Raw genomic sequence first — 17,017 nt, 5'->3', positions numbered from 1 at the left:
CTCAGAGGAGCCGGGGTCAGCCGAGCACCCCGGCGGCTCGCGCCCATCGGTACTTCGCGCCGAGCACTTCAACCGGCTTCTCCGTCGTGTACGGATAGGCCACGACACCCCGCTCGAAGAGGTACTGGCAGGCCTCCTCCACCTCCACATCCCCTGCCAGGGATGCCACCACCGGCTTCTCGATACCGCGCTCCCGGAACTCCGCCACCACGCGCGCCGTCAGCTCCGCGAACACCATCGGGGGAGTGACGATCGTGTGCCAGTAGCCCAGAACCAGGGCATGGATCCGGGGGTCCTCCAGGCCCAGCCGGATCGTCGCCTCGTAGGTCGACGGCGGCTCACCGCCAGTGATGTCGATGGGATTCCCCGCCGCTCCGAAGGGCGGGATGAACGCCTTGAACGCCGCGTCGAGATCGGCCGGGATCTCCATCAGGGAGAGCCCGTTGTCGACGATCGCGTCGGACAGCAGCACACCGGACCCGCCGGCCCCGGTGATGACGACGACGTTGTCGCCCTTCGGGGCGGGCAGTACCGGCAGTGACCGCGCGTACTCCAGCATGTCGTTCAGCCCTGGTGCGCGGATGACCCCCGCCTGCCTCAGGATGTCGTCGTACACCGCGTCGTCGCCGGCCAGGGCGCCGGTGTGCGATCCGGCGGCCCTCGCGCCCGCACCGGTACGGCCCGCCTTGAGGACCACGACCGGCTTCTTCGGAACGGTCGCCCGCGCCGCGTCGACGAAGGCCCGTCCGTCCTTGAGGTCCTCCAGATGCATCGCGATGCACTCGGTGTGGGGATCCTCCCCGAACCAGGTGAGCAGGTCGTCCTCGTCGAGATCCGACTTGTTGCCCAGCCCCACGATGGCGGAGACCCCGGTCTTCGTCGTCCGTGCGAAGCCGAGGATCGCCATCCCGATGCCCCCGGACTGCGAGGTCAGCGCGACACCGCCCTTGACGTCGTACGGGGTGCAGAAGGTCGCACACAGGTCCTGCCACGTCGAGTAGTAGCCGTAGATGTTGGGACCGAGAATCCGTACCCCGTACCGTTCGGCGATCGCCACGATCTCTTCCTGCAGGGCCTGTTCGCCCGTCTCCGCGAAACCGGAGGGGATCAGCACGGCGTTCGGTATGCCCTTGCGGCCGGTCTCCTCGAGAGCGGCGGCGACGAACTTCGCGGGGATGGCGAAGACCGCCACATCCGGCTCGCCGGGGACATCCATCACGCTCTTGTACGCCTTACGGCCGAGTATGTCATCGGCCCTGGGGTTCACCGGGTGGATCTCTCCGGGGAATCCGCCGTCCACGAGGTTGCGCATCACCGAATTGCCGATCTTCCCGGCCTCGTTGGACGCGCCGATCACGGCGACCGAACGGGGCTCCATCAGCCGCCGCATAGAGGTGAGGATCTCGGCCCTGCTGTACGTACGACGGGGCTTCACGGGCTGCGGGTCGAGGAGGATCCGCACATCCGCCGCCATCACGCCGTCCGCCGAAGCGAAGACCGGGTTGAGGTCGATCTCGGCGATCTCCGGGAAGTCGGCGGCCAGCCGGGACACGCCGACGATCAGCTCGGCCAGCGCCGTGCGGTCGACGGCCGCGCCGCCGCGCACCCCGCGGAGGATCTCTGCCGCCCGGATCGAGTCGAGCATGGAGAGCGCGTCGTCGCGGGAGGCGGGTGCGAGCCGGAAGGTGATGTCCTTCACCACCTCCACGAGTACTCCGCCGATGCCGAAGGCCACGACCTTGCCGAAGGTCGGGTCGGTGACCGTTCCCACGAGCACCTCGGTGCCGGCCGGCACCATCTGCTGGACCTGGACCCCCTTGATCTCGGCGGCCGGATCGTAGGCACGGGCGTTGGAGACGATCGAGGTGAAGGCGGCCCGCACGGCGGCGGCCGTCGCGAGTCCGGTGCGGACTCCGCCGGCGTCCGTCTTGTGCACGATCTGCGGAGAGACGATCTTGAGCGCCACCGGGAAGCCGATACGGTCGGCGAGGGCCACCGCCTCGTCGGCGCACTCGGCCAGAGCCTCGGCCGGAACGGGAACGGCATACGCGTCCGCGATCAGCTTGGCCTCGGGGGCCGTCAGCGCTTTCCGGCCCTTGGCCAGGGCGGCGTCGAGCACTGCCCGTACGACCGCTTTGTTCTGCTGCGTCATCAGATGACCCCGTTCGTCTTCAGCAGTCGCAGTTCCTCGTCGCCCAGGCCGAGTTCGCCGACGTACACCTCGGCGTTGTGCTCCCCGAGCAGCGGGGAAGTGCGCACATCCACGGGGGAGTCGGAGAGCTTCAAGGGGGAACCGACCGTGGTGAAGGTGCCTCGTTCGGGGTGCTCGACCTCGACGACGATCCCGTTGGCCGCGAGTGACGCGTCCTCGATGATCTCCTTGGTGGAGAGGATCGGTCCGCAGGGCACGTTGTGGGCGTTCAGCTGCTCGAGGACCTGCCATTTGGGCAAGGTCGACGTCCACTCCTCGATCAGCTGGAACATCTTGCCCAGCTTGGGGAGGCGGGACTCCGGGGTGGCCCAGTCGGGGTCGTCGGCCAGTTCGGGCCGGCCGATCAGTTCGCTGACCGGCTTCCAGCCGACCGGCTGGACGATCACATAGACGTAGTCATTGGGCCCGCCGGGCGCGCACCTGACCGCCCAGCCCGGCTGGCCGCCACCGCTCGCGTTGCCGCTGCGCGGCACCTCGTCGCCGAAGTCCTCGTTCGGATACTCCGCCAACGGACCGTGTGCCAGGCGTTGCTGGTCGCGGAGCTTCACCCGGCAGAGGTTCAGCACAGCGTGCTGCATGGCGACATTCACACGCTGCCCACGGCCGGTGCTCTCGCGCTGGAAGAGCGCTGCGAGAATCCCCGCGACCAGATGGACCCCGGTGCCCGAGTCGCCGATCTGCGCACCGGTGGCGAGCGGGGGGCCGTCCTCGAAGCCGGTCGATGTCATCGAGCCGCCCATTGCCTGGGCGACCACCTCGTACGCCTTGAAATTGGTGTACGGGCCCTGCCCGAAGCCCTTGATCGAGGCATACACCAGCCGGGGATTGATCTCCTGGATCACCTCCCAGGTGAAGCCCATCCGGTCGACGGCGCCGGGGCCGAAGTTCTCCACCATCACATCCGACCGGCGGATCAGCTCGGTCAGGATCTCCTTGCCGCGCTCCGACTTCGTATTGAGGGTGATGCTGCGCTTGTTGCAGTTGAGCATCGTGAAGTAGAGCGAGTCGACGTCGGGCAGGTCCCGCAGCTGCTTACGGGTGATGTCGCCGTGCGGTGCTTCGAGTTTGACGACGTCGGCGCCGAGCCAGGCGAGCAGCTGGGTGGCCGAAGGACCGGACTGGACATGGGTCATGTCGAGGACACGTACGCCCTCAAGAGCCTTGGTCATGACAGGGGCTCCCTACTTGTACATGGTCTGGTTCATGGTTCCGGGGGCGTACGCGTCCGGGTCGACCCAGACGTTGATCAGCGAGGGCTTGCCCGACTCGCGGGCGCGCCGCAGGGCCGGGCCGATGTCGGACGGGTCGCGGACTTCCTCGCCGTAACCCCCGAGCATCTGGGCGAACTTGTCGTAGTGCACATCGCCGAGGGTGTTGCCGATCCGCTCCCGTTCCGGGCCGTACTTCTGTGCCTGGCCGTAACGGATCTGGTTCATCGAGGAGTTGTTGCCGATGATCCCGACGAAGGGGAGGTCGTAGCGCACCAGCGTCTCGAAGTCCCAGCCGGTGAGCGAGAAGGCCCCGTCGCCGAAGAGAGCGACGACCTCCTTGTCCGGGCGGGCCTTCTTGGCGGCGAGTACGAAGGGGATGCCGACGCCGAGCGTGCCCAGCGGGCCCGGGTCCATCCAATGGCCCGGTGAGCGGGGCTGCACCACCTGTCCGGAGAACGTGACGATGTCGCCCCCGTCGCCGATGTAGAGGGAGTCCTCGGTGAGGAACTCATTGATCTCGCTCACCAGCCGGTACGGGTGGATCGGCGAGGCGTCCGACTTCAGTGCGGGCAACCGCTTCTCGATCGCGGTCTGCTCGGCCGCGCGCAACTCGTCGAGCCAGGCCTTCCGTTTGACCGCGCCGCCGTTGAGCCGGCCGCTCGCGGCTTCGGTGACGGACTTGAGGATCAGTCCGGCGTCACCCACCAGTCCCAGGTCGATGTCACGGTTCTTGCCGACCGTGCGGTAGTCGAGGTCGATCTGGACCACGGTGGCGTCAGGCGAGAGCCGCTTCCCGTATCCCATCCGGAAGTCGAAGGGGGTGCCGACGATGATGATCAGGTCGGCGTTGGAGAAGGCGTAGCGCCGGGAGAGCTGGAAGTGGTGCGGGTCGCCGGGCGGAAGCGTCCCGCGTCCGGCGCCGTTCATGTAGGCCGGGACGTTGAGGGTTCGTACGAGCTCGATGGCGGAGTCGGTGGCACGGGTCGTCCATACCTGGCTGCCGAGCAGGATGGCCGGTTTCTCGGCGTGCACCAGCAGATCCGCGAGCTTCTCGATGGACGCGGGATCGCCGGCCGAGCGGGTCGAGGCCCGGTACCGGCCGGCCTGCGGGACGCGGGCCTGCTCCACGGGCACCTTGGCGTCGAGCACATCGCGGGGGATCTCCAGGAAGGAGGGCCCCGGGGCGCCGTTGTAGCACTCGCGGAAGGCCATCGACACCAGGTCGGCTGCGCGCGCGGTGTGCGGCACGGTGGCCGCGAACTTCGTGATCGGCGACATCATGTCGACGTGCGGGAGGTCCTGGAGCGACCCCATCCTGTGCTGGCTGAGCGCGCCCTGGCCGCCGATCAGCAGCATGGGCGACTCCGCCCGGAAGGCGTTGGCCACACCGGTCACCGCGTCGGTGGTGCCGGGGCCCGCGGTGACCACGGCGCAGCCCGGTTTGCCGGTGATCCGTGCGTAGCCGTCGGCGGCATGGGCGGCGACCTGTTCGTGACGGACATCGACGACCTCGATGCCCTCGTCCACACAGCCGTCGTAGATGTCGATGATGTGGCCGCCGCAGAGGGTGTAGACGACTTCCACACCTTCGGCCTTGAGCGCCTTGGCGACCAAGTGCCCACCGGAAATGAGGTCCTGGCTGGGGTCGGGCATAGCGAAGTCCGTTCCCTTCGTAGGGGTGCTGGAGTTCTGTCGCGGTAGATTGCATACAGTCGACGAATACTGTATGAACCTTGTTATCCCGCATCCGGTGGGTGGTGTCCAGGGGGCGTACGGCACTTTCCTTCACAGCGAGGAAGGCAGGGACTCGTCATGGATCTGTTCGAGCACCAGGCAAGGGAACTCTTCAAGGCCCACGGCATCGCGGTGCCGGACGCCGCAGTGGTCGAAGCTCCCCGCGAGGCACGGGCGGCGGCTGAACTCCTCGGCGGTCGGGTCGTCGTCAAGGCGCAGGTGAAGACCGGCGGCCGCGGTAAGGCGGGCGGAGTCAGGATGGCGGCCGACCCGCTGTCGGCAGAACTGATTACCCGTCAGATGTTGGGGACGGACATCAAGGGCCACACCGTCCGCTCCGTGATGCTGGCCCAGCCGGTCGGCATCGAGGCCGAGTTCTACGTCGGCTACGTCCTCGACCGTGCGGCGGGCACCTTCCTCGCCATCGCGTCCGCCGAAGGCGGCATGGACATCGAGGAGGTCGCGGCCACCCGTCCGGAGGCGGTGACCCGCATCCACATCGACCCAGCGGAGGGGGTCACCGAAGCGAAGGCGGCCCGGATCGCCGAAGCGGCGAACCTCCCGTCCGGGACCGGCCCGGTACTCCAGCGGCTCTGGCAGGTGCTGACCAGAGAGGATGCCCTGCTGGTCGAGGTCAACCCGCTCGTCCGCACCGTGGACGGCCGGCTCCTCGCCCTCGACGGCAAGGTCACCCTGGACGACAACGCGGGCTTCCGCCAGCCGCGCCGGGGCGCCGGCCGCACCGATCCGCACGGCGACCCGCTGGAGGCCGCGGCCGCGGCCAAGGGGCTCAACTACGTCAAACTCGACGGCCGGGTGGGGGTCATCGGCAACGGCGCGGGACTGGTGATGTCCACCCTGGATGTGGTCGCGGGCTGCGGTGCGGCACCGGCGAACTTCCTCGACATCGGCGGAGGCGCGTCCGCCCAGGTGATGGCGGACGGGCTCGGCATCATCCTGTCCGATCCCGACGTCCGCTCCGTTCTCGTCAACGTCTTCGGCGGAATCACCGCATGCGACGCCGTCGCCGACGGCATCGTCCAGGCCCTGGAGGCGGTCCAACTGACCAAACCGCTCGTCGTGCGCCTCGACGGAAACAACGCCGAGCAGGGCCGGGCCATCCTCGAAGGCCGTGCCCATCCCCTCGTCCAGCAGGTCGACACGATGGACGGTGCTGCCCGCCGGGCCGCCGTCCTCGCCGAGCAGGGAGTCTGAGATGGCCATCTTCCTCACCGCGCGGAGCAAGGTCATCGTCCAGGGCATGACCGGCGGCGAAGGCTTGAAGCACACCCGGCGGATGCTCGCGGCGGGCACCGACGTCGTCGGCGGGGTCAACCCGCGCAAGGCCGGCCGCGCGGTCGCCTTCGACGACCGGACCGTCCCCGTCTTCGGTTCGGTGCGTGACGCCGTCCGGGCCACCGGCGCCGACGTCAGCGTCGTCTTCGTCCCGCCGCCCTTCGCCGGAGCCGCGGTCATCGAAGCGGCCGACGCGGGGATCGGACTCTGCGTGGTCATCACCGAGGGCATCCCGGTGCACGACGCCGTGGTCTTCCGGGCCCACGCCGCGGCCCGGGGCACCCGCGTCATCGGCCCCAACTGCCCGGGTCTGATCAGCCCCGGGCAGTCCAACGCCGGCATCATCCCCGCCGGCACGGCCGGCAGGCCGGGCCGGATCGGCCTGGTATCCAAATCCGGCACGCTCACCTATCAGCTGATGTACGAACTCCGCGAAACCGGCTTCTCGTCGGCGGTCGGCATCGGAGGCGACCCGGTCGTCGGCACCACCCACATCGACTGCCTCACGGCCTTCGAGGACGACCCCGACACGGATCTGATCGTCCTGATCGGCGAGATCGGTGGAGACGCCGAAGAACGCGCCGCCGCCCATATCGCGCAGCACATCACCAAACCCGTCGTCGCCTACATCGCGGGCTTCACCGCCCCCGAAGGCAAGACCATGGGGCACGCCGGAGCGATCGTCTCCGGCTCATCGGGCACCGCGCAGGCCAAGAAGGACGCACTCGAAGCGGCCGGCGTGCGCGTCGGCTCGACACCGACCGGGACGGCCGAACTCGTACGCGGACAGCTCGCGGCCCGGCGTGACGTCGCTCATACTTGAGGGCGGGTGCGTATCGGAACCGCTCCGGCCTCACTAGCTTCACCGTACGGCCGCCGCCCGGTGCGAGGGCGGCATGCCGTGCACCTGGAAAGCCACCACCTGCCCCGCCCCACACGAGCGGAGACCCAACGATGGCACCCACCCTCATCCTGAAACCCGGAACCTCCTGGTCGGACGCCTGGCAGCGCTGCCGGGCGATCGCCCCCGAAGCGTTCAGGGACGACCGTGTGCTGAACCTCTGGAACGGCCAGTGGCAGGCCGACGGCCGCGCCCTGCCCGCGACCAGCCCGGTCGACGGCAGCCCCATCGCCGGCCCGCCGCGCCTCGACACACGCACGGCCCAGCAGGCGGTCCGGGCATCCCTCGATCAGCACCGTGCCTGGCGGCACGTCCCGCTGCCCGAACGCGAAGCCCGTGTATCCGCCACGCTCGACGCCCTCACCGAACACCGCGAACTGCTCGCGCTGCTGCTCGTCTGGGAAATCGGCAAGCCCTGGCGGCTGGCCCAGGCCGATGTGGACCGGGCGATCGACGGAGTCCGCTGGTACGTGGACAACATCGGGCGGATGGTCGAAGGCCGTACACCCCTCGAAGGCCCGGTCTCCAACATCGCCAGCTGGAACTACCCCATGTCGGTGCTGGTCCACGCGATGCTGGTGCAGGCACTCGCCGGAAACGCCGTCATCGCCAAGGCGCCCACCGACGGCGGGGTCGCCTGCCTCACGCTGGCCTCCGCCCTCGCCGTACGTGAGGGCATCCCGGTCACCTTGGTCAGCGGCAGCGGAGGCGAGCTCTCCGAGGCGCTGGTCCGCTCCACGGAGATCGGCTGTGTCTCCTTCGTCGGCGGGCGCGACACCGGCGCGCGGATCGCCACGGCCGTCGCCGACCTCGGAAAGCGCCACATCCTCGAGCAGGAAGGTCTGAACACCTGGGGGATCTGGAACTACACCGACTGGTCCGCACTGTCGGCCGTCATTCCCAAGCTCTTCGACTACGGAAAGCAGCGCTGCACGGCCTACCCGCGCTTCGTCGTGCAACGCAGCGCCTTCGACGAGTTCCTCGCCGCCTATCTCCCCGCCGTCCGCTCACTGCGCACCGGACACCCGCTCGCGGTCGAGCAGCCGGCGGACGACCTGCCGAAACTGGATTTCGGCCCGCTGATCAATGCGGCCAAGGCCAAGGAGCTGGGTGACCAGGTGGCCGAGGCGATCGACCGCGGCGCGGTGCCGTTGCACCGCGGATCCAGCGCCGACGCCCTGTTCCTGCCGGGCCAGGACACCTCGGCCTACCTCCAGCCCGTCACCCTGCTGAATCCGCCCCCGTCGTCCCCGCTGCACCATGCGGAACCCTTCGGCCCTGTCGACACCATCGTCCTGGTTGACACCGAGGCGGAGCTGCTGGCCGCCATGAACGCATCGAACGGGGCGCTCGTCGCCACTCTGTCGACCGACGACGAGGAGACATACGAGCGGCTCGCCCCGCAGATCCGCGCCTTCAAGATCGGTCGCTCCAAGCCCCGTTCGCGCGGTGACCGTGAAGAGCTCTTCGGTGGCTTCGGCGCATCGTGGCGTGGCGCCTTCGTGGGCGGCGAACTGCTTGTCCGGGCGGTCACCGATGGCCCCGGGGACGAGCGGTTGCCGGGCAACTTCCCGGACTACCACCTGATGCCATGACCGGGCAGGAGCCCACCACGGTGTCGTCGCTCGGCGCAGCCGTGCGGTAGCGCACAGTGGTCCGTGGTGTGTGCGGGGTCCCCGGACTGCCGCACACACCACGCGAGCTGCCCCGCACCCGCCACTGACCACGGGAAACGCAGGTGAGACCCACCGCAAACCCCTGGTATTGTTGTCCTTGTCGCCGCGGGCAGATCAGACGTGGCCGACACACACCTGGTCCGGGTGGCGGAATGGCAGACGCGCTAGCTTGAGGTGCTAGTGCCCTTTATCGGGCGTGGGGGTTCAAGTCCCCCCTCGGACACCATGGAACGACATCGATGCGGGCCGGGAATCATCCCGGCCCGCATCGGTCGTTCAGAAGGTCGGCGGCGGGTTGACCGCGGACTTGCCGATACCGGTGCCGGGTACCTGCCATTTCCTGAAGATCTTCGCGTAGTCGCCGTTGGCGATGAGCTTGTTCACGGCCGCGCTCAGTGCCCCGGCGACCGGTGATTTCCGTGCGGTGACGAACCCGACCGGGGTGGTGCTGATCTCGCCGAGGTACTTGGTGTCGGGCACCTGCCTGGCGTCGTACCTGAGCCCCAGGGTCGGCCCGAACATCACATCCACCTTGCCGTTGGCCAGCCCCAGGAAGATCGGCGCGGCGTCCGCGAAGTACTGCACCCGGTACGGCTTCTTCCCGGCCGCGGCGCACTTGGAGGCGCCGTCGGTGAGAATCTGCTGGAAGGTCGACCCGGGGGTGGTGGCGACGGTCAGCCCGCACAGGTCGGTGAGCCCGGTGACCTTGTTGATTTTGATGTCCTTGGATCCGAGGAAGGACTGGCCGTCATTGAGGTACGTCGCGAAGTCCACCACCTTCTCGCGGGCCCTGGTGACACCGAAGTTGTCCTGGCCCACGTCGTACTTGCCGTTCTGTACGCCGGGGATGACGGTGGCGAACGTCCCGTTCTGCACCCTCCAGCTGATGCCGAGCACCTTGGCCACCGCGTTGCGCAGATCGACGTCCAGGCCCACCTTTGTGCCGTCGGGGGTCTCGCCGCCGTGCGGCAGGCCCGCGGTTCCCGGGTTGAAGGTGGTGCCCAGGGTGAGTGTGCCGCTCCTGCGCACACCGGCGGGCAGCTTCGCCTTCAGCGCGGGATCGGTTACCACCGAGGAAACGACGTCCTCGGTCGGGATGGCCGGGGACTTCGCGGCGGCGCCGGGTTTCGCGGCTACGCCCGCCGCGGCCGTGCCGGAGGAATCGCCGCAGGCGGCGAGCAGGGCCAGCCCCGCCGTCGCGGCGACGGTGGTGACAGCCAGGCGCCGGATGCGGTGGGCGAGGACTCTTACGTTGATCACGTGGTGCCTTTCGGAGGGCGGGGAGGGGTGGTGGTGGGTCACAGAACTGCCGAGAGGAAGGCCCGGGCCCTCTCGTGACGGGGGTTGGCCAGCATGTCGGCCGGGGCGCCCGTCTCGATGATGCGGCCGCCGTCGAGCAGCACCATCGTGTCGGCGACCTCCCGCGCGAAGCCCATCTCATGCGTGACCACGACCATCGTCATCCCGCTGAGTGCCAGGTCCTTCATCACCGTGAGGACCTCGCCGACGAGTTCGGGGTCCAGGGCGCTCGTCGGCTCGTCGAACAGCAGCAGTTGGGGCTCCATGGCGAGAGCACGGGCAATCGCCACGCGCTGCTGCTGGCCGCCGGACATCTGGCGCGGGTAGGAGTCCTCCCGCCCGGAGAGGCCGACCCGGTCGAGGAGTTCGCGCGCATGGGCGACCGCCTGCTTCCTGGGCGTGCCCCGTACGGCGACCGGTGCCTCCGTGATGTTCTCCAGCACGGTCAGATGCGGGAAGAGGTTGAACTGCTGGAAGACCATCCCGACCCGGGCCCGCTGCTGAGTGACCGCCTTGGGACGCAGCTCGTGCAGTCTGCCTCCGCTGTACCGGAAGCCCACGATCTCGCCACCGACCTCGACGAAACCGCCGTCCGGCCTCTCCAGATGATTGACGCAGCGCAGCAGGGTGGACTTCCCGGAGCCCGAAGGGCCAAGCAGGACGGTCACTTCACCCTCGTTCACGTCCAGATCGACACCGTCGAGGACGACGTTCGTGCCGTAGCTCTTGCGCAGCCCGCGGATCCTGACCAGGCTCTGTCCGGTGCCGCTCATGACAGCCCCGCCAGGTTCGCCTTGGTGGTGGCGAACAACGGGATGTTGTCCCGGGTGATCCGCCAGAGACCGCGGCCGCCACGACCGCCGCCGGCCCGCGCGCTGCCGCGGGCGTAGTGCCGTTCGACGTAGTACTGGCCTACGGACAGCAGCGTGGTGAGGACGATGTACCAGAAGGTGGCCACCAGCAGCAGCGGCATGATCAGGAAGTTCTGGTTGTAGATCAACTGGGCGGAGTACAGCAGGTCCTGAACGGCGATGATGCTGACGATCGATGTGGCCTTCAACAGTCCGATGAGCATGTTCCCGGACGCGGGGATGATCGCGGGCATGGCCTGCGGCAGCACGATCCGGCGGAAAATCCGGCCTCCGCCCAGGCCGAGGGCCTGAGCCGCCTCCGCCTGGCCCCGGTCGACAGCGAGGATGCCGCCCCGGACGATCTCCGCGGAGAAGGCGGCCACATCGATGGTGAGTGCCACGTACGCGGCGAGGACTCCGCTGAAGAGGTGCGCCGTGCGGAAGGTGACGAACTCATGGCCGAACGGGATGCCCAGCGACAACCGCGGGTAGAGGGAGGCGAGTTCGTACCAGAAGAGCAGCTGTACCAGTGGGGGCACCGACCGGATCAGCCAGACATAACCGAAGCTCAGCGTCCGCAGGATGCGGTTGCCCGACAGGCGCATCGCCGCGATCCCGATGCCGAGCAGATAGCCGCTGACCATGACCGCCGCAGTGAGCCAGAGCGTGAGCTCCAGGCCGTGCACGATCGATCCGCGCAGGAAGTAGCTCCCCACCACGCCCCACTGAAACCGCTCGTTGCCGACCAGGGTGTGCACGAACATCGCACACAGCACCAGCAGGGCCAGGGCGGACACCCATTGCCCGGGACGGCGCAGCGGTACCAGCTTCGCGGCGAGCAGCTGCTTGTCCGACTGCCCCTGAACCAGTGGGCGTTCGGACCCCGCGCGGGGCGGTGGAGCTCCGTCGGGTACCGCTTCGGGCGGGTCTTCCACCGGTTTGCGCAGGGATGTTTCCGGAGTAGCCATGGTGTGTGCTTCCCGTTTGGTAGGGGCGCGCGGCAGCGCGGTGCAGCGGTTGCGGGCCATGCCGCAGCGACGGGCCGGCGACCATGGAGCATCGCGAATCGGCTCGGTATGACTGGCTTGGCTGTAGAGGACCGAGGGGCGCTCCGGTCGTATCGGGCACGCCCCGGGGCGCGGCTGACCGGACCTCAGCGCCGTTCGGCGCCGTTACGGTTGGCGGTCAGCGGGCCGGGGTTGCGCCCGGACACAGCGCGCTGCTCACCCGCAGCAGATCCACATGGCGCCGGCTCACCCGCAGCTGGAAGGACCCGCCAGGGCATCGGTTGGTGCCGCAGCGTCGTGCTCGCATCTCCGCCCCCTCGATCTGGTCCGGCCTCTCGGGGCCCGCACTTACAGGACATCCGTCCTGCCCGGTCGTCACCTGGAGCACCCCACCACGGACGAGGGTTGCCGGTCAGCAAGCCAGGGCTTGACGCTGACACTCGTAACCGGCCACCACCGTAATTGCCGGGTGACGTGCAGACAATCCCTCTGGGTGTGACGGGCGTCGCTCGACGGCCTGCCGGTACGGTCCGGGGGATGCCGGGGATTGTGCCGGGCGCGGATGCGGAGTTACCGTGCTGCCAGGTTATGAGCGACAGCGAAAAGCCCTGGCTTGCTGTCCGGCAACCCTCCCGCGCGGCGGGGTGCTCCAGGTGACGACCGGGCGGAGCCGACGACGGCTCCCGCAAGCGCGAGCTCGGACCGGTGTCGGGCGATCGAGACGGAGGTGACGGCAGTGCGGCGAGTCTCCGACATGCCCGTCATCACCAAGGTCCGCAGGCGTGCCACCACGACGTACTCCAGGCGCCACATCGACCTGCAGCGTGTCGCGGGTGCGCTGTGTCCGGCGTACGCGACCGCCGCGCACTGCGGTATCTGATCCCGCTGCCCCGAACCCTCTGAGGCCGCACCACAGAACCCGGCCCGGTCCCGGTACCGGCGCTCGGCGTCGGTGTGTCTGCCTCCGAGTCCGTGGGGCATTCCCGTCCGACAGCTCTGCCCACCCCGTGAAGGGCCACCCCCGCGAAGGCCCGGCGCGGCCGCGGCGCTCCGCACAGCAACCGTCCGAGCAGGAAGCGGTACCGCCCATGTCCCGATCACCTTCAGCCCCTCTCCACCTGGCCGTTGCCCTGGACGGAGCGGGGTGGCATCCCGCGGCCTGGCGGGAGTCCGGTGCCCGCCCCCGAGAGCTGTTCACGGCGAGGTACTGGGCCGACCTGGTCACCGAGGCCGAGGCCGGTCTGCTCGACTTCGTGACCATCGAGGACTCACTCAGCCTGCAGTCCTCCCGCTACAACGAGCCGGACACGCGCACCGACCAGGTGCGCGGCCGGCTGGACGCCGTGCTGGTCGCGGCCAGGGTGGCACCGCTGACCCGGCACATCGGTCTCGTCCCGACCACCGTGGTGACCCACACCGAGCCGTTCCATGTCTCGAAGGCGATCGCCACCCTCGACCATGTCAGCACCGGACGGGCCGGCGTGCGGGTGAAGGTGTCCGCGCGGGGCGACGAGCCCCCGCACTTCGGGCGCCGCACACTGCCCCGGCTGCCGGCCGGAGGATGGGAAGAGCCGGCCGGGCAGGCACTGATCAAGGAGCTGTTCGCCGAGGCGGGCGACTACGTGGAGGTGCTGCGCAGGCTCTGGGACAGCTGGGAGGACGACGCTGAGATCCGCGACGCCGGCACCGGCCGGTTCATCGACCGGCACAAGGTGCACTACATCGACTTCGAGGGTGCGAGGTTCAGTGTGAAGGGGCCGTCCATCACCCCTCGCCCGCCGCAGGGACAGCCGGTCGTCGCAGCGTTGGCGCACCGCGCCGAACCGTTCCGGCTGGTCGCCGGATCCGCTGACATCGGCTTCGTCACCCCGCACGACAACACGGAAGCCGCGGCCGTCGTGGCCGAGATCCGGGCCGCTCAGGACGGAGCGGGGCGTGCTGAGGCGACGGTGCGTCTCTTCGGCGACCTGGTGGTCCTCCTCGACGACGATCCGGCGGCCGCCACCGAGCGCAGGGCCCGGCTCGACGAGCGTGCCGGCGCCGCGTACAGCAGCGACGCCGAGATCTTCACCGGCACACCGGGCGCACTGGCCGATCTGCTCCTGGACAGAGCGCGGACCGGGCTTTCCGGATTCCGGCTGCGGCCCGCCGCGCTGCCCCAGGACCTGGAGCAGATCACCCGCCGCCTGGTCCCGGAACTGCAGCGCCGAGGCGCCTTCCGTACCGCATACGAAGCGGACACCCTGCGCGGGCTGCTCGGTCTGTCACGCCCCGTCAGCCGCTACGCAGCGGCCTGACGTCCGCCCCGCAGCCGACGCCCGCAGAGACGAAGGACGCACCCCGATGAGCAGGCCCGTCAAGCAGATCCATCTCGCCGCCCATTTCCCCGGCGTGAACAACAGCACGGTCTGGAGCGACCCGGCAGCCGGAAGCCAGATCGACTTCAGCTCCTTCACCCATCTGGCCCGTACCGCCGAGCGTGCCAAGTTCGACTTCATCTTCCTTGCCGAAGGGCTGCGGCTGCGCGAGCAGAACGGGGAGATCTACGACCTGGACGTCGTAGGAAGGCCGGACACCTTCACCGTGCTCAGCGCGCTGGCCGCGGTCACCGACAGACTCGGACTCGCCGGGACCATCAACTCCACTTTCAACGAACCCTACGAGGTGGCACGGCAGTTCGCCTCGCTCGACCATCTGTCCGCCGGCCGGGCCGCCTGGAACGTGGTGACCTCCTGGGACGAGTTCACCGGGCAGAACTTCCGCCGCGGCGGCTTTCTCGCGCAGGAGGACCGCTACGAGCGGGCCAGCCAGTTCCTGGCTGCGACCTGGGAGCTGTTCGACTCCTGGCACGGCGACGAGATCGTCGCGGACAAGGAGTCCGGGGTCTTCATCGCGGACCCGGCGCCGGGCAGGTTCGACCACCAGGTCAGCCAGTTCGACATCAGCGGGCACTTCAATGTCCCGCGCAGCCCCCAGGGCCGGCCGGTCATCTTCCAGGCCGGGGACTCCGAAGAGGGCAGGGAGTTCGCCGCGTCGGCGGCCGACGCCATCTTCACCCGGCACGGCACCCTCGAAGCGGGACAGGCCTTCTACGCGGACGTCAAGGGGCGCCTCGCCCGCCATGGCCGCACCCACGACCAGCTGAAGATCCTTCCCGGCGTCACCTTCGTGCTCGGCGACACCGACGCGGATGCCCAGGAACGAGCGGAGGTGATACGACGTCAGCAGGTCAGCGGCCAGACCGCGATCAAGTTCCTGGAGCAGCTCTGGAACCGCGATCTGAGCTCCTGCGACCCCGACGGGCCGCTGCCCGAGGTCGACCCACTGGTCGGGGAGAACACCATCGCCCGCGGCCGGGCCAGTGTACGCATGCACCGCGATCCACTCGCCACCGCAGCACAGTGGCGGGCGCTGGCCGATGCGAAACAGCTGTCGATCCGCGAGCTCATCATTGAAGTGACGGGGCGTCAGTCCTTTATCGGCAGCCCGGCCACGGTCGCGGAGTCCCTCAACGAGTTTGTGCAGAGCGACGCGAGCGACGGGTTCATCCTCACCCCGCACCTGACCCCGGGTGGCCTGGACGAGTTCGCCGATACCGTTGTGCCGCTGCTGCAGGAACGAGGGGTGTTCCGCACCGATTACGTGGGTGGAACCCTGCGCGACCACCTCGGGCTCGGAGCGCTCGGCGCCACGCGGTCCCACCGGAGGGCGCAGGCATGAGGTTTCTGGCCATCACGCTGATCGTGCACGCCCCCGACCCCGTCACCGGTGGGCGGAAGTCCACCCAGGACCGCTTCCGGGAGGTGATCGACGATGCCCTGCTCGCCGAGGAACTGGGCTTCGACGGCTTCGGTGTGGGCGAGCGCCACGAGCGACCGTTCATCTCCTCCGCGCCGCCCGTGGTGCTCAGCCACATAGCGGCTCTCACGCGGCGCATACGGCTGTTCACCGCAGTGACCACCCTGAGCCTCCTCGACCCGGTACGCGCCTACGAGGACTACGCCACTCTCGACCATCTCTCCCGCGGCCGGCTCGAACTGATCATCGGCAAGGGCAACGGCACTGCCCAGCGCGAGCTGTTCCGGGTGACCCCGGACGACCAGTGGGAACGCAACGCCGAGTCCTACGAGCTCTTCCGGCAGATATGGCGGAACGACAGAGTCACCGCGTCGCCCGTGTTCCGCCCGGAACTCAAGGACGCCGAGGTCCTGCCCCGGCCCTACCAACAGCCGATCAGGGTCTGGCACGGCAGTGCGACCAGCCGCGAGTCGGTGGATCTGGCGGCACGCTACGGCGACCCGCTGTTCTCCGCGAACGTGACCAATCCGATCGAGCCGTACGCCGAACTCGTCCGCCACTACCGGCAGCAGTGGGAGCGCTACGGCCACGACCCGGCACTGGCCACCGTCGGTGCCGGATCTGCGGGCTTCTTCGCCGCCCGCACGACACAGGAGGCCATCGCGGCCTACCGCCCGGTGTTCGAGGGGAACGTGGCGTTCCAGAGGCAGCTCGGAGCCCAGCCGGTCTTCGCCACACTGGAAGACTTCGTCGAGCGCAGCTCCGCACTGATCGGCAGCCCGCAACAGATCATCGACAAGGTGCACCGCTACCACGAGCAGTTCGGCCACAGCGTGCTCCATCTGCAGGCCGACGCCGGTGGTCTCACCCCCACCCAGCACCGCGGGAGCCTGGAGCTGTTCCAGTCCGGCATCGCCCCCACGCTGCGCCGCGACATCCCCGATCCGCCGTGGGCCTGGGGACCGGCCGCATCCGATGAGAGCTCCGCCCCCGCGACGGGCCCGGCGCTCACCGACCACTGACAAGGAGCGC

14 protein-coding genes, 1 tRNA gene and 2 riboswitches are annotated in these 17,017 nt (G+C 69.0%); of the genes, 8 read left to right on the top strand and 7 right to left on the bottom strand.

The features are described 5' to 3' along the window. Window positions 1-16: 16 nt before the first annotated feature. Genes OHS16_RS04330 through OHS16_RS04320 form a run of 3 tightly spaced genes read right to left on the bottom strand, consistent with a single transcriptional unit; the run spans window position 17 to window position 5,076 of the window. Window positions 17-2,152, bottom strand: a complete 2,136-nt coding sequence (locus OHS16_RS04330; RefSeq protein WP_328535815.1) for an acetate--CoA ligase family protein — start codon at window positions 2,150-2,152, stop codon at window positions 17-19. Then, window positions 2,152-3,381 carry a formyl-CoA transferase gene (gene frc / locus OHS16_RS04325; RefSeq protein ID WP_328535814.1) on the bottom strand — a complete coding sequence of 410 codons (1,230 nt, stop codon included), beginning with the start codon at window positions 3,379-3,381 and terminating at the stop codon, window positions 2,152-2,154. The genes OHS16_RS04330 and frc overlap by 1 nt, the downstream gene beginning before the upstream one ends. 12 nt (window positions 3,382-3,393) lie before the next feature. Further along, window positions 3,394-5,076 (bottom strand): thiamine pyrophosphate-binding protein, encoded by a 1,683-nt coding sequence (locus OHS16_RS04320; RefSeq protein ID WP_328535813.1) that lies wholly within the window; start codon window positions 5,074-5,076, stop codon window positions 3,394-3,396. A 159-nt stretch (window positions 5,077-5,235) separates the two neighbouring features. On the opposite strand from OHS16_RS04320, the gene sucC reads away from it, so the two are divergent. The 4 genes from sucC to OHS16_RS04300 all read left to right on the top strand — a co-directional run bounded on the left by sucC (window position 5,236) and on the right by OHS16_RS04300 (window position 9,256). Next, complete coding sequence (gene sucC / locus OHS16_RS04315) at window positions 5,236-6,372, top strand: ADP-forming succinate--CoA ligase subunit beta (protein WP_328535812.1); 1,137 nt, start codon at window positions 5,236-5,238, stop codon at window positions 6,370-6,372. A gap of 1 nt (window position 6,373) precedes the next feature. Further along, window positions 6,374-7,276 (top strand): succinate--CoA ligase subunit alpha, encoded by a 903-nt coding sequence (gene sucD, locus OHS16_RS04310; protein ID WP_328535811.1) that lies wholly within the window; start codon window positions 6,374-6,376, stop codon window positions 7,274-7,276. A gap of 131 nt (window positions 7,277-7,407) precedes the next feature. After that, a complete protein-coding gene (locus tag OHS16_RS04305; RefSeq protein WP_328535810.1) occupies window positions 7,408-8,949 on the top strand; it encodes an aldehyde dehydrogenase family protein in 1,542 nt (513 codons plus the stop codon). 219 nt (window positions 8,950-9,168) lie between these two features. Next, window positions 9,169-9,256 (top strand) — tRNA-Leu (locus OHS16_RS04300). Between the two features lie 50 nt (window positions 9,257-9,306). Here the strand turns inward: OHS16_RS04300 and OHS16_RS04295 are convergent. From OHS16_RS04295 to OHS16_RS32070, 4 genes are all read right to left on the bottom strand, one after another. Beyond that, the gene (locus tag OHS16_RS04295; RefSeq protein WP_328535809.1) at window positions 9,307-10,290 is read right to left on the bottom strand and encodes an ABC transporter substrate-binding protein; all 984 of its coding nucleotides are present in this window, start codon (window positions 10,288-10,290) and stop codon (window positions 9,307-9,309) included. Between the two features lie 38 nt (window positions 10,291-10,328). Next, on the bottom strand, window positions 10,329-11,081 hold the full coding sequence (locus OHS16_RS04290; RefSeq protein ID WP_328540709.1) for an amino acid ABC transporter ATP-binding protein: 753 nt from the start codon (window positions 11,079-11,081) through the stop codon (window positions 10,329-10,331). A gap of 17 nt (window positions 11,082-11,098) precedes the next feature. Then, complete coding sequence (locus tag OHS16_RS04285; protein WP_328535808.1) at window positions 11,099-12,148, bottom strand: amino acid ABC transporter permease; 1,050 nt, start codon at window positions 12,146-12,148, stop codon at window positions 11,099-11,101. A gap of 217 nt (window positions 12,149-12,365) precedes the next feature. Continuing rightward, window positions 12,366-12,494, bottom strand: a complete 129-nt coding sequence (locus OHS16_RS32070) for a putative leader peptide (protein WP_443042556.1) — start codon at window positions 12,492-12,494, stop codon at window positions 12,366-12,368. 32 nt (window positions 12,495-12,526) lie between these two features. Next, window positions 12,527-12,635, bottom strand: a riboswitch (SAM riboswitch). Window positions 12,636-12,771: 136 nt separating this feature from the next. Then, window positions 12,772-12,885, top strand: a riboswitch (SAM riboswitch). Between the two features lie 38 nt (window positions 12,886-12,923). On the opposite strand from OHS16_RS32070, the gene OHS16_RS04280 reads away from it, so the two are divergent. From OHS16_RS04280 to OHS16_RS04265, 4 genes are all read left to right on the top strand, one after another. Beyond that, window positions 12,924-13,067 (top strand): putative leader peptide, encoded by a 144-nt coding sequence (locus OHS16_RS04280; protein WP_328535807.1) that lies wholly within the window; start codon window positions 12,924-12,926, stop codon window positions 13,065-13,067. Window positions 13,068-13,275: 208 nt separating this feature from the next. Continuing rightward, on the top strand, window positions 13,276-14,484 hold the full coding sequence (locus tag OHS16_RS04275; RefSeq protein WP_328535806.1) for an LLM class flavin-dependent oxidoreductase: 1,209 nt from the start codon (window positions 13,276-13,278) through the stop codon (window positions 14,482-14,484). Window positions 14,485-14,530: 46 nt separating this feature from the next. Beyond that, window positions 14,531-15,907 carry an NtaA/DmoA family FMN-dependent monooxygenase gene (locus tag OHS16_RS04270; protein ID WP_328535805.1) on the top strand — a complete coding sequence of 459 codons (1,377 nt, stop codon included), beginning with the start codon at window positions 14,531-14,533 and terminating at the stop codon, window positions 15,905-15,907. Further along, on the top strand, window positions 15,904-17,007 hold the full coding sequence (locus OHS16_RS04265) for an LLM class flavin-dependent oxidoreductase (protein WP_328535804.1): 1,104 nt from the start codon (window positions 15,904-15,906) through the stop codon (window positions 17,005-17,007). The genes OHS16_RS04270 and OHS16_RS04265 overlap by 4 nt, the downstream gene beginning before the upstream one ends. Window positions 17,008-17,017 lie beyond the last annotated feature (10 nt).

This window comes from Streptomyces sp. NBC_00344, from assembly GCF_036088315.1.
In the GTDB taxonomy this organism is placed as follows: domain Bacteria; phylum Actinomycetota; class Actinomycetes; order Streptomycetales; family Streptomycetaceae; genus Streptomyces.
This window is presented reverse-complemented; position numbering and strand designations above follow the sequence as displayed.